The following is an 18140-nucleotide window of genomic DNA, read 5'->3' as shown; positions in this document are numbered from 1 at the left end:
TTTACCTCGTATGAATACTGAATTTACGTTCTAGCAGCTTGAGCAAACCGGTCGACACACTGGTAAAAAATAGAAAGATGATGGCCACCGCCATATAAAAGGTAAACGGCATCTTGGTCGAGCCAGCCGCCAGTGAACTGATGCGTACCATATCTTCAAGGCCGATGATTGAGACAAGAGCGGTCGTTTTCAGCAGCACCAGCCAGTTATTGCCAAAACCAGGAATAGCATGGCGAATCATCTGCGGTAATAAAATTCGCCGAAAGCTCATGGCAGCACTCATGCCGTAAGCTTTCGCCGCCTCGAGTTCACCTTTATCCACGGCAAGGATCGCGCCACGAAACGTTTCCGCCATATAAGCCCCAAAAATGAAGCCGATGGTTAACACGCCCGCGACAAAAGGGCTGATATCTACATAATCGGGCAGATAGGCTACCCATTCATGATTCGGATCTCGGGCTGTCAGCCATTGGTTGATGAACTCATTAAACCAACTGAGACCATTGTTGAGTAAAATCTGCCCACCAAAGAAAATCAGCATCATGAGTACTAAATCCGGAATACCGCGAATGATGGTGGTATAGAGTGTCGCAATGGCTCGAGCCCAGCGGTAGGGTGCCATTTTAGCGAGTGCGCCTAACATGCCTAGCAGCATCGCTAGCAAAAGTGACAGCACGGCAATTTCAATAGTCAGCAGCGCGCCTTTCAGAATAGAGGCTTCATAGCCTTGTAAATCCAGCATATGACTCGTTCCCTGAGTTGGATTACGGGTTGTTGGTGACATCAGGAACGAGTGCCAACAACCCGAAATACTGTGAGCTTTAATCGCGAATCCATGATTTCAAGCTACCGTCCTGTGGACGGCAACTCGAAGTGATAAGAAGCGCTTTTATTCACCGTAAACGTCATACTTGAAGTATTTAGCTTGTATTTGTTGATAAATCCCTTTTTCACGCAGTGCCGTAATCGCCGCATCGAGTTTTTCGGTTAGCTCTTTATCTTGCTTGCGCACCGCTATGCCCATACCTTCGCCAAACCATTTGGGGTCTGTCAGTGAAGGGCCAACAAATTCATAAGCATCACCACCGGGTTTGTTGAGCATGCCCTCTTCTAATGCGGAGGCATCCCCTAATACTGCGGCGATCCGGCCATTGGCAAGGTCTAAATACGCTTCATCAAACGAGCCATAACGCACGATATCGACCGTGTCACCATAATTGTCAGTGATGTATTTATCGTGAGTGGTCGCACGCTGCACACCAATTTTCACGCCCTTCAAACCTTCTTTAGTGAAGGCTAAATCCGCGCCTTTCTTAGCAATAAACTTGTTCGGGATCTGAGCGTACTTACCAGTGAAATCCACTTTCTTTTTACGCTCTTCAGTGATCGACATCGCTGCAATAATGGCATCGTACTTACGCGCTAACAGTGAAGGAATAATGCCATCCCAATCCTGTGGCACGATTTTGCACTCCACTTGCATCTCCGCACACAACGCATTGGCCATATCCACGTCAAACCCTTTCAAAGAGCCATCGGCTTCTGTCCAGCTAAACGGAGGATAAGCGCCCTCAATACCAAAACGCACCGTTTTCCATTCTTTGGCTTGCGTTACCCCACTGATTGTTGTGGCAATTAATGCTGTCGCAACTAACCACTTTTTCATATCCATACTCCTGTGATTGTTTGTCTTAATGTTGTGTTTACTATTTTTTTAATATCAATGTGTTACTTGAAATTCACTCTTTGAGACTCAGGTTCGACTGCGCACTATTCTTATCGGTAACCACCGTGTCCATAGCAACCGACGACCTCATCTTTCGAAACCATAGATGCCTCTATTTGCCCATCTAATAAATAGACGAAATAAACTGCTTCAACCGCTCAGAATCAGGGTTTTTAAACAGTTTTTCAGGCTTACCCTGCTCCTCTACTTTGCCTTGATGCAAGAACATCACATGATTTGAGACATCACGAGCAAACGCCATCTCATGTGTCACAACCAACATAGTGCGACCTTCTTCTGCCAGATCTCGCATTACGCCCAGTACTTCACCGACGAGTTCAGGATCGAGTGCTGAAGTCGGCTCATCAAACAACATGACTTCAGGCTCTACGGCAAGAGCCCGAGCGATCGCCGCACGCTGTTGTTGACCACCCGAAAGGTGTCCAGGGTAATAGTCTTTACGTTCGTATAAACCAACTTTGCGCAGTAGACGCTCCGCTTGCTCAATAGCTTGCGCTTTGGGCACGCCGAGAACGTGTACCGGAGCCTCAATGACATTTTCAAGCACGGTCATGTGTGACCAAAGATTAAAACTCTGAAACACCATGGCTAAACGCGAACGGATGCGCTGCACTTGTTTCTCTTTGGCGGGCTGCACTGTGCCTTGACGCGTGGTTTTCATCTGGATCAGTTCGCCCTTGACCCAGATTTCACCCGCAGTGGGAGTTTCTAATAAATTGATACAACGAAGAAAAGTACTTTTGCCAGAACCTGACGATCCAATGATGGAAATAACATCGCCTTTTTGTGCTTGAAGAGAGATGCCTTTCAGCACTTCATTCTGACCAAAAGTTTTGTGTAAATTCTTAATTTCAAGCGCGGGTACATCCGTCATGCGCTAACGCTCCCTGTCTATATCGATGAACTTCACTGTTCATTTTTGAAACAAGCTAACACTCAACCCAGAGCCGCGCAACAAATTATTAACCCATCAAATATGACTGAATAGCGATTTAATTTGCACACAAATGCAAATATAAGTGAATTCGTCTTGTTCTCTTTTTACTGAAAACAATGCCAGTATTGACTCTGACCTTGCACTCCCATCGCTTAATTTATCGATACTCACGCGGACTCGCTGATTTACCGTTTATCTGCAGTGCTAAATAACATGAATCCAAAAAGGTTAATAAATAGTCATTTTTGCCAAATAATTTTATTAATAAATTTTTAACAAAGTCACATTCGGTACACATTCTGACTTCTACTGTTAGCAAAGCGTGCATTTTTCTGAGCCTTTTTCAACGTTTTAAAGCGTAATAAAACTCGCAAGATGAAAAAATATTTCAAAGCAAATACCCCCTATGTGTCTGATATCACTAGGCATGTGTAGTTTTCTTTCATATTTATTCTTAAAGTGATCAAGATCAATCGCCCTTATTGATAAGCACGTTAAACTCGCCACAAATATAAGGTCATCATAATGATCAGTATTTGTGTTAGAAGTAGCCCATTTGACTCGTGTCAGAAACGCTTCAACACTTTCTTTATTCATGCAATTAAACAGTATTCACCACTGAATTACTTACTTTTACAAATATGAGGAATCATATGTCAGACGTTATGAACAAAGAGCGCTCAGACATTGAGACGAAAAGCTACCGGGAGCTTCACCGTCCTGCGTCTGAGTTTGCAACTCGCTCAGAATATCTGGATCATGAACTGCAAATCATGAAGCCACGCCGCTTTGGTCTCAATTTACCTGGGCGAGATTTCCGCTTTGAGCTGGAAGACTTAGTTCCTGCACTAGCGGGTACCATCGGCATTATCTCTATGTACTCCGCAGTAATGATGTCTTGGGCTGACGGCCTGACTCAAGCGTGGGACCATATTAACTTGGGCAAAGAATTTGCTATCGAAGTTGCTCGCGTAGAAATGCTTTTCCCTGCGCTGTTCTTCTGTGTGATTGCTTCAGGTTTCTTAAACCCTCGTGCCAACCTCGCTGGCAACCACGGTCCAATGATTCCTCTGATTGGCTCTATCGCTCTGGCCGGCGCACACCCTCTCGCACTTGCTATCCTCCTTGGCGTTTTCGGTCTTTTGCTCAGCTATTTCAAAGGTGGATCCAAACTGGTCAACCTCACCTCTGAGGGTACGGCAGGCGGTTTGCTGATCTTCCTCGGTTTTACCGGGACGATGAGCCAAATCACCTCGATACAAGAATGGGCCGTTGGCTTGCAATCTGCCGACGTTGCGGCAGGCAGCATGGGCTACATTGGTCTTGTCGTGCTCGGCGTGAACATCGTGATTTATGCTCTGCTCGCTAAGTTTAACTTGCGCTGGTTGGCGATTCCGGTGTGTGCCTTTACTGGCCTTGTGATTGCGCTTGCCTTGGGTGCGGGTTTTGACCTGAAATTTGAAACCCAAATGGGATTGCCAAACCTGAACCCAGTTTACTGGTGGGGCAGCACTGAGCAAGGTTGGATGTTGGGTATGCCAACACTACAACACTTCATCGCTTCATTGCCATTTGCGATTTTGGCGGTTGCCATGTGGTCACCCGATTTCCTAGGCCACCGTATCTTCCAAGAGCTGAACTATCCAAAACGTACTGAAAAAGTACTGATGGATGTGGATGACACCATGACTATGTGTTCTATCCGTCAAATGGTGGGTACAGCGCTGGGTGGCGGTAACATCACCTCTTCTTGGGGTACCTACATGATCCCAGCGGCGATTGCGAAACGCCCAATTCCAGGTGGTGCCATTATCCTTGGCTGTTTGGTGATGACGATTGCAATTCTTGGTTTCCCAATGGATGCAGCCGTATGGCCACCAGTTATGCGCTGTGCTCTGTTAGTCGGTGTATTCCTACCTCTGCTGGAAGCGGGTATGCAAATGATCAAAAACACCAAAGATTCACAAGCAGCAGGTATCTGTATTTTCGGTTCAGCGGTAGTAAACCCTGTACTGGCTTGGGCTTTGACTATGCTACTGGACAACAACGGTCTGATTGGTGACAAAGAGCGCGCAGCAAAATTGTCCTTCATCGATAAAGTTGTGATCCCGGGCGGTGTGCTAATCATCTGTTTGATTGCTATGCTTGCTGTTGGCATGTTGGAAAGCCAATACGGTCTGCAAGCTTGGTTGTAATCACCATTCTTGATTTGGGTAGCGCTGACCGCGCTACCCAAACTTTATTTTAATTTTTTAACTTTTATTGATTTAGTTTAAGGTTTACGAAAAATTTTTAGCGTAGAGTGGCTCCATTAAAGGAACTAATAGCGATATCCATATTCAAATAGTCACAGTGTGAATTTGGATATCGTTATTGAAGAGTGTACTGCTCCCTTCGGGGATAGCTGGCTCAACGGCGAAAACAGTACGTGTTTTTTCTACTCATAAAGGTAGGTATGTCATGGCAGAGCAATTTGCTAAAGCTTGGGAAGGTTTTGCGGCAGGTGACTGGCAAAACGAAGTTAACGTTCGTGATTTTATTCAAAAGAACTACACACCGTACGAAGGCGACGAATCTTTCCTAGTCTCAGAAGGTACTGAAGCGACCAACAAGCTTTGGGCTAAAGTAATGGAAGGTATCAGACAGGAAAACTCAACTCACGCTCCTGTTGACTTCGACACTTCTCTTATCTCTACCATCACAGCTCACGACGCTGGCTACATCAACAAAGATCTTGAAAAGATCGTTGGTCTACAAACCGATGCTCCACTGAAACGTGCAATCATCCCTAATGGTGGTATCCGTATGGTGGAAGGTTCATGCAAAGCATACGGTCGTGAACTGGATCCACAAGTTTCAAAAATCTACTCTGAATACCGCAAAACGCACAACGCCGGTGTATTCGACATCTACACTCCAGAAATTCTGGCTTGTCGTAAATCTGGCGTTCTGACTGGTCTTCCAGATGCTTACGGCCGTGGTCGTATCATCGGTGACTACCGTCGTGTAGCGTTGTACGGTATCGACTTCCTGATGAAAGACAAACTGGCTCAGTTCAAGTCTCTGCAGGAAAAATTTGAAAACGGCGAAGATCTGCAAATGACCATGCAACTGCGTGAAGAAATTGCAGAACAACACCGTGCGCTTGGCCAAATGAAACAGATGGCTGCGAAATACGGTTACGATATTTCTCGCCCTGCTGAAACGGCACAAGAAGCAATCCAATGGACTTACTTCGGCTACCTAGCGGCAGTGAAATCTCAAAACGGTGCTGCAATGTCTCTTGGCCGTACCTCTACTTTCTTGGACGTGTACATTGAGCGCGACATGAAAGCCGGCAAGATCACTGAAGTAGAAGCTCAGGAAATGATCGACCACTTCGTCATGAAGCTGCGTATGGTTCGTTTCCTACGTACTCCTGAGTACGATGAGCTGTTTTCTGGTGACCCAATTTGGGCAACCGAATCTATGGGTGGTATGGGTCTAGACGGTCGTACGCTGGTAACACGTACTAACTTCCGCTTCCTGAACTCACTGTACACCATGGGTCCATCTCCAGAGCCAAACATCACTGTCCTGTGGTCAGAGCAACTGCCTGAAGGCTTCAAGAAGTTCTGTGCGAAAGTGTCTATCGATACCTCGTCTATCCAGTACGAAAACGATGACTTGATGCGTCCTGACTTCAACAATGATGACTACGCTATCGCATGTTGTGTATCACCAATGGTTATTGGTAAACACATGCAGTTCTTCGGTGCTCGCGCTAACCTTGCTAAAACGCTGCTGTATGTAATCAACGGTGGTGTGGATGAGAAACTGAAAATCCAAGTGGGTCCAAAAATGCCTAAGATCACCGACGAAGTGCTCGACTTCGACGATGTATGGGGCAAGCTGGATCACTTCATGGGTTGGCTGGCAACACAATACGTCACTGCACTGAATGCCATCCACTACATGCATGACAAGTACAGCTACGAAGCGGCTCTAATGGCGCTGCATGACCGTGATGTACGTCGTACTATGGCGTGTGGTATCGCAGGTCTGTCTGTAGCGGCTGACTCACTGTCTGCTATCAAGTACGCGAAAGTAAAACCAATTCGTGACGAAGATGGTGTAGCTATCGATTTTGAAATTGAAGGCGACTATCCAAAATTCGGTAACAACGATTCACGCGTTGATGACATCGCCTGTGAACTGGTTGAGCGTTTCATGAACAAGATCCGTTCACTGAAAACTTACCGTAACGCAGTACCAACTCAGTCTATCCTGACTATCACGTCAAACGTGGTATACGGCAAGAAGACAGGTAACACGCCAGACGGTCGCCGTGCAGGTGCGCCATTTGCACCGGGTGCAAACCCAATGCACGGCCGTGACGAGAAAGGGGCGGTAGCGTCTCTGACTTCCGTCGGTAAACTGCCATTTGCTCACGCGAAAGACGGTATCTCTTATACCTTCTCTATCGTGCCAAATGCACTGGGTAAAGATGAGAACTCACAGCGTGCGAACCTAGCTGGCTTGATGGACGGTTACTTCCACCACGAAGCAGGCATCGAGGGTGGTCAACACCTGAACGTTAACGTTCTGAACCGTGACACTCTGCTTGATGCAGTTAAGCATCCAGAGAAGTACCCACAACTGACTATCCGTGTATCTGGATATGCAGTGCGCTTTAACTCTCTGACTGCTGAACAACAACAAGACGTTATTGCTCGTACTTTCACTGAATCTCTATAAGATTCAGTAAGCCTCTTCAAAGCCCCGTTTCGACGGGGCTTTTTGTTTTTCCGCGCAACAGGATTTATTTCTGTATCTCACGACACATTTGTGTTCTTCTCTACTAGGTTTATTCGCCACAATGGCTCATGATTAATGAGCTTTTGTTTTATTTCTCCGAGACATAGTTCGCTAACCATGAAATCGATTCGCTATTTACCTTTACTGTTCATCAGCACTTACGCGGCTGCGGCGCAGACTTCAACCTTCTCCCTGAGCATCGATAACGACGGTGTATTCGGGGTAGATCAAAACTACACTAATGGCCTTTTCCTAAGCTATACCTCTGGCGCCATTACCCCTTATTGGCTTGCAAAACCGCTCAGTTTATCCATTTGGGGCGCTCCCAGTCTGGACAAATGGGAATTCACCCTCGGGCATAAGATGTGGACGCCTTCTGATATTGAATTGACCAAACCACAGCCGAACGAACGCCCTTATGCAGGTTATCTACACACTGAGTTCAATTACTTAAGCCTACATCCACAACAAGCACAACGCTTCAATCTCACCTTAGGGATGACAGGGGAAAGCGCTTTGTCAGAAGAAGCGCAAAAATTGGTGCACAGCATTACGAAATCCGATGAGCCCAATGGCTGGGCATACCAAGTGGAAGATCAATTGGTGGGTAGCCTAGGTTATCGCTCCCATTTTAACTGGGGTCGTTACCATGCTTTAGCCGGTACAGAGTTAGAGCTGGCCAATATTTCTGAAGTGAATATCGGCAACTTTCGCAGTGACCTTTCCTCTGGACTCATGTTGCGCTGGGGAACCGATTTAGAAAACAACTTTGGCGCAGCCCAAATTTCGGTTGAGAATCCGTTTACCCCCGGCATGATTGGGGCATCCAACCAAGGCTGGTTTGTGTTCACCGGCATCGAGGGTCGCTATCGATTTAACGATGTGACGATTGAAGGTGACAGACCGCTGAATGGCTTAGATCAACCCGCCGAGTATTACCAAGTGCATATTGAGCCATGGCAAGCCACTGCTGTGGTCGGTTTTGCTATGTATGCTCGTAGTTTTGGGGCCAGTTTAACCTTCACCGCTAACACTCCTGAATTTAAAGAAGATAAAGAGTCGATTAGCGGTACCGGTAACGTGGCGCTGTACGCCTTCTTCTAGGGTGGACAATCGAGGCTCTACAACGTAAAGCATCGGCAATCATGCTCTAAACTCTCTGCGCGTGTCTCAACTTCACGGCTGGTCACACGCAGTTGAGTGTTATACGACTCCAACGCTTGCATCGCACTCGAAATTTGGCTCATGCTTTCGGCCATTGCTTGGCTGGTTGCGGACAGCTCTTTTATCGACGAAAAAATTCTTTCCGTTTGCGATGCGGCTTCATCCGTCCCTTGGGTAATTCGCTGTAACGCTTGCATGGCTTGATTGCCTTTGCTTTGCCCCTCTTCCATGGTCTGCTCGGATTGGTTCATAAACAAAATCACTTCCGCACTCTCTTTTTTCATAGTTTCTATCGTGCCGGAAATTTCGCTCACCGCATTCACCGTTCTGACGGCTAAACTACGCACCTCATCGGCGACAACCGCAAATCCGCGTCCTTGCTCACCCGCACGAGCAGCTTCAATCGCCGCATTGAGTGCCAATAAATTCGTTTGCTCTGCGATACCGTTAATGATGTCCATCACTGAGTCGACTTTGGCGGAAGCTTGTTCTAGCTGCTGAATATGGCTGGCGGCTGACTGCAAAATACTCCCGACCTCACGCAAAGAGCCAATCGCAGCACTAATAACTTTACTGCCTTCCGCAGCCGCTAAAGTCGAGGCTTTACTCACATTGGCGACCACTTCGAGAGAATGAGAGACTTGCTGCGTGGTTAAACTGACCTCTTCGGTTGCTGACGCGAGCCTTTGGGTTTGATCCATCACATCAGACTGACCGCGTACCAGATTATCAATCGCTTGATTGAGCGCCACAGCATCCCCTGACAATGCCACACTACGATCTTGCACGACATGCACTAGGCCGCCGAGGTTTTCACAACTCTTGTTCACCGCAAACGCTAACTGATTAAACTCATCTTTTTTATTGGATATCAGAGCTAAGCGCTGAGAGAGATCGCCAGAAGAGAGCTTTTCTAATACGCGGCCTATCTGTGTTAACGCTTTAGATAGCGAGAAACTCACCATCATAAACAGCAATACGGTCAACACTGCCAGAATCACGCAAGCGACTAAAATAGAGAGCAAGGTTTGCTCGCCCGCTTTCTCAGCTAACGATTGATAACGACTACTCACCTCTTCTAGACGCTGCGCGCTTGATTCAATCACACCTTGCGCTGTTGCTTCACTACTGAGTAAGTTTTTTTCGATATCTTTGACTTGCTGCGACAGCTCACTGACTCGCAAAAAAGTGGTTTTAAACTGCTCAATTTCCGCTTTATACAGATCGAGCATGGCATAGGATTGCGACATGCTGACAAAACCCGCTAACGCCCGATTAAATAAGCGCAAATTTTGTTCATTCGGTTGTAGTAAGTAATTTTGCTGGGCTTTGATCATAGCTTGAAAATCGGAATTGATGGTTACCATACCGGTTTCATCAATTTTCTTTTCTATAGTCACCGCCAGTTTTTTCAGCTCGGCCAACTTGCCATCATCGACGTTAAAACCAAGCTCGCCTTTAATCTCAAGCCACGGCTGCATATCGTCGTTAAAAGCCTGCACCGCTTGCTGTAAAGCGTTACCTTCATTAGCAAAGTTATTCTCGGCAAGAAAGCGCTTATCCCCTTCCACTTTCTGCATTAGCTGAGCCAAGCGCGTTTTAATCTCAGACACCTTGTTTGACGAGAGATGTTCACGCTCAGCGGCTAACTCAAACAGCTGTGCTTGAGTCGCAAATAAAGCCGCAGAGCCCGCGGTCACATCGCCACTTTGTTGATACTGCGAGTTCATCTTAGATAAACTTTGCGCGGTAAAAACCGCTAACCCGATGAAGCCCAAGCAAAGTACAAGGATAAATAAGGTGATTTTTTGCTTTTGTGAAAGTTGCGTTACATCCATCTTTTCACTTCCTTTTTAAATACTGCATCACTGCACTGTTCAGTTCGCCAGCTTGCCCACTGACAACAGATACTCTTTCTTATGGATAGCAAAAGTTTAGACCTAGGATGCCGAACTTACCCATTTTTCACTGAAATTGATTGTTCGTCTCCAAGAGAGTCGGATACATAAGAGCACAACTGAGCAGGATGAGAAGAAGGGAGAAAAGAGTCCAAATGCCCACCAGCCCTTGCTGTCACTGGTGATGCGACCAATTATCAGGGAGATAAACCTATTTAATCCCTGCTATTTGTAATAAAATAACGGCCAAACTACATAACTGAGAAGCGCTCATGTCTACCATTGGTCGAATTCACTCTTTCGAATCTTGTGGCACTGTTGATGGCCCAGGAATCCGCTTTATTGTCTTCCTGCAAGGGTGCCTGTTTCGCTGCAAGTATTGTCATAACCGAGACACTTGGGATACCCATACGGGTCGTGAAGTCACGGTTGAGGAAATCATCAAAGAAGCGAAATCTTATCGCCATTTTATGAACGCTTCTGGTGGCGGCATCACCTGCTCTGGTGGGGAAGCCATGCTGCAACCCGAATTTGTGCGTGACTTTTTCCGCGCAGCGAAAGCCGAAGGTATTCATACCTGTTTAGACACCAATGGCTACGTGCGTAAATTCACACCTGTGATTGACGAAGTGTTGGAAGTGACTGATTTGGTGATGCTCGATATCAAACAGATGGATGATGAGATCCACCAAGATTTGATTGGCGTGTCTAACAAACGCACCTTAGATTTTGCGCGCTACCTGCATCAAATTGGTCAAAAAACTTGGTTGCGTTACGTGGTGGTTCCAGGTTACACCGATGATGAAGCATCTGCTCATCAACTGGGTGAGTTTATTAAAGACATGGAAAACATCGAGAAAATTGAGCTGCTGCCTTACCACAAACTTGGCGCACACAAATGGGAAGCCATGGGCGAAGAATATCCACTGGAAGGCGTGAATCCGCCAAGCAAAGAAACCATGGATAAAATCGTAGCGATCCTTGAGCAGTATCACTCAAACGTAAAATATTGATTCATCCTCTCGACGTTATCGTAAAAAATACCAACCTCAGGTTGGTATTTTTTTAGGTAACGCAATTGGAACTCGCACAAATCGCTTCGACCATCATTCTCTTCATCGTGTTGTTTTGGGTCAGAAAAGATACCCAACACGCGCTGTGGCCGAAGTTTCGAGATGACAAATCCTTCCAACATCTCACCTACTTTGTGATGCTGGGTCTCTTTCTGCTTTGGTCGGCACAAGCCAGTGTCAAAGAAGGATTGAGCATTCATTTTCTCGCCTTAACCACACTGACCATGATGTATGGTTGGCGCAGCGCTTTTATTCTTACCCTGCCGGTCAGCGCCACCCTCGCACTGTTTGGCAAAATAAGTTTTGCCGCTTTACCAGAATATGTACTGCTGTCGAGTTTGCTGCCAATCTTGATCAGTTACTCGATTTTTGCCTTGAGCTATCACTACCTACCGAGAAACATCTTCGTGTTTATTTTTGTGGCTGGCTTTTTTAATGCCGGCGTTACCGGCAGTTTGCATCTGTTGCTTAACTCCCTTTATATCTGGCAGTTAGGCGCTTATGACTGGATCACAATCACCGACAACTATTTGATTTTTGTTCCGCTACTCGCCTTCCCCGAAGGCCTGCTGAATGGCATGGCACTCGCCATTTTGGCCGTATTCCGCCCTGAGTGGCTGCGCGTTTTTTCCGATCGCGATTATTTGTACAACCACTATCATCATTAAGCATGGTGTTTTTTTGTGCTTTCACTATTAAAACCGTGTTGAGATCATGTTTCACTCTGCACCAATGCTGTTAACCTTAAATCAGCAAAATAATAACTCTGATTTGAAGTGAGGCTTTACATGGAAATGACCAACGCTCAGCGTTTGATCCTATCGAACCAATATTTCCTTATGTCACAACTCGACCCTAATAACGCAAACAAATACAAGCGCTTACAAACGATTGTTGAGCGTGGCTATGAGCTACACATGCGTGAACTGAACCGCGAGTTTGGCTGCCTGCCTGAAACCGAGTGTCGTGAAATCATCGACATCATGGAGATGTATCATGCGATGCAAGAATCCAACAGAATGCTGGACGATGCCGCACGCAAAGATGTAGATCAACGCCGTTTGACATTCCTAGGCTTTGATATGGCGACCGAAGCACAGTTGGTCAATTACGTCCGTTTCTTAGTGGACTCTGAAGGTCTCTATCCTCAGTTTGATAAAGGCGAACACCATTTCAACAGCCAAATGCCGATGTTGGCCAAATACCGCCGCATGCTGACCACTTGGCGCAACTGCCCACGCCAATACCATCTGTCAGGTAATGAATTGCGTCAAATCATGAACGCCTAATTCCACTTTTCCATCTCTTTATTCTCTTAAGCTGGCTCTAGGCCAGCTTTTATTTTGCGATTTTCCCATCACACCGATTCCTCTTCGCCGCTTTGACTTATCGGCTTACTCGAAATCACGATTTTGAAATAAAACCATAATTTTTAAGCAAAAGAGTAGATTACAGACTAGGCTTAAATTGTTAGGGATTTGTATACAGCGGTTGTATGTCGTCATGACATTTTCAAAGGGGAAACAACTATGAGTATTTTTGAACACTTTCAGGCACGCTATGAAGCCGCCAAGGATGAAGAGCTGTCCATTCAGGACTTTCTGGCTCTGTGTAAAGAAAACAAAAGTGCTTATGCCAATGCCGCGGAGCGCTTGTTGCTGGCTATCGGCGAACCCGAGATGATTGATACATCCAAACACTCGCGCCTTAGCCGTATTTTTTCCAACCGAGTGATTGCTCGTTATAAAACTTTCGAAGATTTTTATGGCATGGAAGAAGCCATAGAACAGATCGTCGCTTACCTCAAGCATGCTGCGCAAGGCTTGGAAGAGCGCAAACAGATTCTCTATTTACTTGGCCCTGTGGGCGGCGGTAAATCATCACTGGCAGAAAAGCTCAAAGCCTTAATGCAACAAATGCCAATTTATGTGTTATCAGCCAATGGTCAACGCAGTCCTGTTAACGACCACCCCTTCTGTCTATTTGATGTGAATGAGGATGGTGAACTGCTCAAACAAGAATATGGCATTGATCGTCGTTACTTGCGTTCCATCATGTCACCTTGGGCAGCCAAGCGCCTGCATGAATTTGGCGGTGACATCACTAAGTTCAAAGTAGTGAAAGTACGCCCATCCATCTTGGATCAAATCGCGGTCGCTAAAACCGAGCCGGGTGATGAAAACAACCAAGATATTTCGTCTCTGGTCGGTAAAGTCGATATTCGTAAACTCGAACACTTTTCACAAGATGACCCAGATGCCTACAGCTACTCCGGTGCGCTATGCCGCGCCAACCAAGGTTTGATGGAATTCGTGGAAATGTTCAAAGCACCGATTAAAGTGCTACACCCACTGTTAACGGCCACCCAAGAGGGTAACTATAACGGTACTGAAGGGCTTTCTGCGTTACCATTTGATGGGATGATCCTCGCTCACTCCAACGAATCCGAGTGGCAAACTTTCCGTAACAACAAAAACAACGAAGCGTTCCTAGACCGGGTTTATATTGTCAAAGTGCCTTACTGTCTGCGCGTTTCAGAAGAAGTCAAAATCTACCAAAAACTGTTGGATCACAGTGAGCTCTCCAAGGCCCCTTGTGCCCCAAGCACACTCGATCTGCTGGCGCAATTTAGCGTATTGTCACGCCTGAAAGTGCCAGAGAACTCTTCCCTGTTCTCAAAAATGCGCGTCTATGATGGTGAAACGCTCAAAGATACCGATCCAAAAGCCAAAAGCTATCAAGAGTACCGTGATTACGCAGGCGTTGACGAAGGCATGTCTGGGCTTTCCACCCGTTTTGCGTTCAAAATTCTCTCTCGCGTGTTCAACTTCGATCACTCCGAAGTCGCCGCGAACCCAGTACATCTGTTCTACGTTATCGAACAGCAAGTCGAGCGTGAGCAGTTCCCACAAGAAACGGCGGATCGCTACAATGAGTTCCTCAAAGGCTATTTAATCCCGCGCTATGTCGAATTCATTGGCAAAGAGATCCAAACCGCTTACTTAGAGTCTTACTCTGAGTACGGTCAGAATATTTTTGACCGCTACGTCACCTACGCCGACTTCTGGATTCAAGATCAAGAGTATCGCGATCCAGAAACGGGCCAACTGTTTGACCGCTCTGCACTCAACAGTGAATTGGAGAAAATTGAGAAAACCGCGGGGATCAGCAATCCAAAAGATTTCCGTAATGAAATCGTTAACTTCGTACTGCGTGCCCGTGCCAACAACAATGGGCAAAACCCAGTGTGGACCAGCTACGAGAAATTGCGCACTGTGATTGAGAAAAAGATGTTCTCCAATACTGAAGATCTGCTTCCAGTCATCTCCTTTAACGCTAAGACCTCATCCGACGATCAGAAGAAACACGATGACTTCGTCGCTCGTATGATGGAAAAAGGGTACACCGAAAAACAAGTCCGCTTGCTGTCTGAGTGGTACTTGCGAGTACGTAAATCCTCATAGTGTGTATGCCGTGTAATGGTCGGCGGTAGTGTAACTACCGCCACCTACGGTGTTACCTACCCCACAGAATCGCTGTTGGGCTGTAGGTCACCCCCTCAACAAACTCGCGTTCGAGTTTGAGGTGATGTCATTAGGGAGAGGCTCATGGCGCAATTTATCGACAGAAGGCTAAACGGCAAAAATAAAAGTACCGTCAACCGACAACGCTTTTTACGCCGTTACAAAGAGCAGATTAAAGAGTCGGTTGCGGATGCCGTTAACCGCCGCTCAATCACTAATACCGAGTCTGGAGAAGATGTTTCTATTCCAACTCGTGACATTAAAGAGCCGATGTTTCATCAAGGCAAAGGCGGCGTGCGTGAACGTGTGCATCCGGGCAATGACCAATTTATTCGTGGCGATAAAATCGATCGCCCTAAAGGTGGCCAAGGCAGCGGCGGCTCAGGTGAAGGTGAGGCCAGTGCCGATGGTGAAGGCAGCGATGATTTCGTATTCCAAATTTCCAAAGATGAATACCTCGATATTCTGTTTGAAGATTTGGCGCTGCCGAATCTCAAGAAAAACCAAGTTAACAAAATCACCGAATGGAAAACCCATCGCGCAGGTTTTCAAACCTCGGGGGTTCCCTCCAATATTTCAGTGGTGCGTTCACTGCAACAATCTTTAGCGCGCCGTACGGCGATGACCGCTGGTAAACGCCGTTTGATGAGTGAGTTGGAAGAGGAACTCGAACGTATTCAGCGCAGCGAACCACCACAAATCATGGAAGAGATGCGCATCAAGCAAGAGATTGAGGAGCTACGCAATAAAATCGATAGCGTGCCCTTTATCGACACCTTTGATTTGCGCTTCAAAAACTACGAAAAGCGCCCGATTCCCTCCAGTCAGGCGGTAATGTTCTGTCTGATGGACGTGTCAGGCTCGATGGATCAAGCGACCAAGGATATTGCAAAACGCTTTTATGTACTGCTGTACCTGTTCTTAACTCGCACTTATGAAAACGTGGAAGTGGTATTTATTCGCCACCATACCCAAGCTAAAGAAGTGAATGAGCACGACTTCTTCTACTCGCAAGAAACCGGCGGCACCATAGTGTCCAGTGCACTCAAGCTGATGCATGAAATCATTGAAGCTCGCTACCCACTGGGTGAGTGGAACATCTATGGTGCACAAGCCTCTGATGGGGATAACTGGGCAGACGATTCACCACGCTGCAAAGAGTTACTCTCTAACAAGCTGCTGCCCTATTGCCAATACTATGCCTATATCGAAATCACGCGTCGCTCACACCAAACGTTGTGGCACGAATATGAAAAATTACAGGCCTCCTTCGATAACTTCGCGATGAAGAACATCCGCAGTGTTGAAGATATTTTCCCTGTGTTTAGGGAGCTGTTCCAAAAGGAAAATGCGTAGGGAGATTGTGAGATGACTACCAAAGCCAAAGCCGCACCTAAGCGTAAAGTAGCGAACAGTAAGCGACTGCCCGATGGCCCAGATTGGACGTTTGAACTGATCGAGCGCTACCATCAAGAAATCCGTCGCGTGGCAGAGCTTTATCGTTTGGACACTTACCCAAACCAGATTGAGATCATCACCTCAGAGCAGATGATGGATGCCTATTCCAGCATCGGCATGCCAATCAACTACAACCATTGGTCGTTTGGTAAAAAATTCATTCAAACCGAGCAAACCTACAAACATGGTCAGATGGGGTTGGCATACGAAATTGTGATTAACTCCGATCCTTGTATCGCCTATCTAATGGAAGAAAACACCGTAACCATGCAAGCGCTGGTGATGGCGCATGCCTGTTACGGCCACAACTCCTTCTTCAAAGGCAACTATCTATTCCAAACCTGGACAGATGCCAGCTCGATCATCGATTACCTGCTGTTTGCCAAAAACTACATTGCTGAGTGTGAGCAGAAATTTGGCGTGAACGAAGTGGAAAAGCTACTCGACTCTTGCCATGCGCTAATGAATTACGGGGTTGACCGTTATAAACGCCCCGAAAAAATCTCGATTGCCGAAGAAAAAGCGCGTCAAGAAGAGCGCGAAGCTTATCTGCAATCACAAGTGAATGCCTTATGGCGTACCGTACCGAAAAAAGCCGTAGAGCAAGAAAAGCAGCGCCGCTTCCCGAGTGAACCACAAGAAAACATTCTCTATTTTATTGAGAAACACGCCCCTTTGCTGGAGCCTTGGCAACGTGAAATCGTGCGTATTGTGCGTAAAGTCAGCCAGTATTTTTATCCACAAAAGCAGACGCAAGTCATGAACGAAGGATGGGCGACGTTTTGGCACTACACCATACTCAACCATCTTTATGATGAAGGCTTACTCAGCGACAAGTTCATGCTGGAGTTTTTGCACAGTCACACCAGCGTTGTGGCACAGCCGCCCTACAACAGCCGTTATTTCAGTGGCATTAACCCTTATGCACTCGGTTTTGCCATGTTCCGTGATATTAAGCGGATCTGCGAAGAGCCGACCGAGGAAGATAAAGAGTGGTTCCCAGAGTTGGCCGGCGCAAACTGGTTGGATGCGCTTCATTTTGCGATGCGCAACTTTAAAGATGAGAGCTTTATCAGCCAATATCTGTCACCTAAGCTGATCCGCGACTTTAAGTTCTTTGCGATTTGCGATGATGATAGAAAAAATCACATTGAAATCAGTGCTATTCACGATGATCTCGGATATCAACAAATCCGCGAGAAACTCGCGGCGCAATACAATCTCAGTAATCTTGAACCCAACATTCAAGTGTATAGCGTTGATGTTCGAGGCGACCGTTCGTTAACCTTGCAGTATGTACCACACGATCGTATTCCGTTAGATCCAAGCTACGAGGAGGTGCTAAAACACTTGCACCGTCTATGGGGTTTTGAAGTCAAACTGGAGGAGGTCAAAGACACAGGAAGAAGAGAGATCCTCGCAACCTGCCCCAAAAAGAACGACTCGGAAAGTCGAATCTAAGTACTGGGGCTGCAATACAACATCCCTAACACTTAATAAAAAAGCTCCTGCAAAGGAGCTTTTTTCTGCTTAGCTGAAAGA

At 46.5% G+C, this 18140-nt stretch carries 13 protein-coding genes; 9 read left to right on the top strand and 4 right to left on the bottom strand.

What is annotated here, in order from left to right:
* Window position 1: 1 nt before the first annotated feature.
* From T411_RS0101600 to T411_RS0101590, 3 genes are all read right to left on the bottom strand, one after another.
* Entirely contained in the window at window positions 2-742 is a 741-nt protein-coding gene (locus T411_RS0101600) for an ABC transporter permease (RefSeq protein WP_000886237.1), read from the bottom strand.
* Window positions 743-889: 147 nt separating this feature from the next.
* Window positions 890-1666, bottom strand: a complete 777-nt coding sequence (locus T411_RS0101595) for an ABC transporter substrate-binding protein (RefSeq protein ID WP_000759076.1) — start codon at window positions 1664-1666, stop codon at window positions 890-892.
* Between the two features lie 184 nt (window positions 1667-1850).
* Window positions 1851-2621 carry an ABC transporter ATP-binding protein gene (locus tag T411_RS0101590; protein ID WP_000133012.1) on the bottom strand — a complete coding sequence of 257 codons (771 nt, stop codon included), beginning with the start codon at window positions 2619-2621 and terminating at the stop codon, window positions 1851-1853.
* A 716-nt stretch (window positions 2622-3337) separates the two neighbouring features.
* Between T411_RS0101590 and T411_RS0101585 the strand changes: the two genes are divergently transcribed.
* The 3 genes from T411_RS0101585 to T411_RS0101575 all read left to right on the top strand — a co-directional run bounded on the left by T411_RS0101585 (window position 3338) and on the right by T411_RS0101575 (window position 8585).
* Window positions 3338-4879 carry a DUF3360 family protein gene (locus T411_RS0101585; protein ID WP_001286252.1) on the top strand — a complete coding sequence of 514 codons (1542 nt, stop codon included), beginning with the start codon at window positions 3338-3340 and terminating at the stop codon, window positions 4877-4879.
* Window positions 4880-5144: 265 nt separating this feature from the next.
* A complete protein-coding gene (gene pflB, locus T411_RS0101580) occupies window positions 5145-7421 on the top strand; it encodes a formate C-acetyltransferase (protein WP_000840420.1) in 2277 nt (758 codons plus the stop codon).
* A 177-nt stretch (window positions 7422-7598) separates the two neighbouring features.
* Window positions 7599-8585, top strand: a complete 987-nt coding sequence (locus T411_RS0101575; protein ID WP_000836383.1) for a lipid A deacylase LpxR family protein — start codon at window positions 7599-7601, stop codon at window positions 8583-8585.
* A gap of 17 nt (window positions 8586-8602) precedes the next feature.
* On the opposite strand, the gene T411_RS0101570 is transcribed toward T411_RS0101575, so the two are convergent.
* Window positions 8603-10483 (bottom strand): methyl-accepting chemotaxis protein, encoded by a 1881-nt coding sequence (locus T411_RS0101570; protein ID WP_000383589.1) that lies wholly within the window; start codon window positions 10481-10483, stop codon window positions 8603-8605.
* Window positions 10484-10815: 332 nt separating this feature from the next.
* On the opposite strand from T411_RS0101570, the gene pflA reads away from it, so the two are divergent.
* From pflA to T411_RS0101540, 6 genes are all read left to right on the top strand, one after another.
* Complete coding sequence (gene pflA, locus T411_RS0101565; protein ID WP_000103941.1) at window positions 10816-11556, top strand: pyruvate formate lyase 1-activating protein; 741 nt, start codon at window positions 10816-10818, stop codon at window positions 11554-11556.
* Window positions 11557-11621: 65 nt separating this feature from the next.
* Complete coding sequence (locus tag T411_RS0101560) at window positions 11622-12284, top strand: energy-coupling factor ABC transporter permease (protein ID WP_000417708.1); 663 nt, start codon at window positions 11622-11624, stop codon at window positions 12282-12284.
* A gap of 120 nt (window positions 12285-12404) precedes the next feature.
* Window positions 12405-12905, top strand: a complete 501-nt coding sequence (locus T411_RS0101555) for a YfbU family protein (RefSeq protein WP_000426107.1) — start codon at window positions 12405-12407, stop codon at window positions 12903-12905.
* Between the two features lie 240 nt (window positions 12906-13145).
* A complete protein-coding gene (locus T411_RS0101550) occupies window positions 13146-15080 on the top strand; it encodes a PrkA family serine protein kinase (RefSeq protein WP_000021516.1) in 1935 nt (644 codons plus the stop codon).
* Between the two features lie 144 nt (window positions 15081-15224).
* Entirely contained in the window at window positions 15225-16496 is a 1272-nt protein-coding gene (locus T411_RS0101545) for a YeaH/YhbH family protein (RefSeq protein ID WP_000046688.1), read from the top strand.
* Window positions 16497-16508: 12 nt separating this feature from the next.
* Entirely contained in the window at window positions 16509-18059 is a 1551-nt protein-coding gene (locus T411_RS0101540) for a SpoVR family protein (protein ID WP_000208357.1), read from the top strand.
* Window positions 18060-18140 lie beyond the last annotated feature (81 nt).

This window comes from Vibrio cholerae ATCC 14035 (assembly GCF_000621645.1).
In the GTDB taxonomy this organism is placed as follows: Bacteria; Pseudomonadota; Gammaproteobacteria; order Enterobacterales; family Vibrionaceae; genus Vibrio; species Vibrio cholerae.
The sequence above is the reverse complement of the archived record's forward strand: the minus strand, read 5'-3'. Positions and strand labels throughout refer to the sequence as shown.

Coding starts and splice junctions, on each gene's coding strand:
- T411_RS0101595 (WP_000759076.1), bottom strand. CDS start 1,666: ATGAAAAAGTGGTTAGTTGCGACAGCATTAATTGCCACAACAATCAGT.
- T411_RS0101575 (WP_000836383.1), top strand. CDS start 7,599: ATGAAATCGATTCGCTATTTACCTTTACTGTTCATCAGCACTTACGCG.
- T411_RS0101570 (WP_000383589.1), bottom strand. CDS start 10,483: ATGGATGTAACGCAACTTTCACAAAAGCAAAAAATCACCTTATTTATC.
- T411_RS0101590 (WP_000133012.1), bottom strand. CDS start 2,621: ATGACGGATGTACCCGCGCTTGAAATTAAGAATTTACACAAAACTTTT.
- T411_RS0101540 (WP_000208357.1), top strand. CDS start 16,509: ATGACTACCAAAGCCAAAGCCGCACCTAAGCGTAAAGTAGCGAACAGT.
- pflA (WP_000103941.1), top strand. CDS start 10,816: ATGTCTACCATTGGTCGAATTCACTCTTTCGAATCTTGTGGCACTGTT.
- T411_RS0101585 (WP_001286252.1), top strand. CDS start 3,338: ATGTCAGACGTTATGAACAAAGAGCGCTCAGACATTGAGACGAAAAGC.
- T411_RS0101555 (WP_000426107.1), top strand. CDS start 12,405: ATGGAAATGACCAACGCTCAGCGTTTGATCCTATCGAACCAATATTTC.
- T411_RS0101550 (WP_000021516.1), top strand. CDS start 13,146: ATGAGTATTTTTGAACACTTTCAGGCACGCTATGAAGCCGCCAAGGAT.
- T411_RS0101545 (WP_000046688.1), top strand. CDS start 15,225: ATGGCGCAATTTATCGACAGAAGGCTAAACGGCAAAAATAAAAGTACC.
- pflB (WP_000840420.1), top strand. CDS start 5,145: ATGGCAGAGCAATTTGCTAAAGCTTGGGAAGGTTTTGCGGCAGGTGAC.
- T411_RS0101600 (WP_000886237.1), bottom strand. CDS start 742: ATGCTGGATTTACAAGGCTATGAAGCCTCTATTCTGAAAGGCGCGCTG.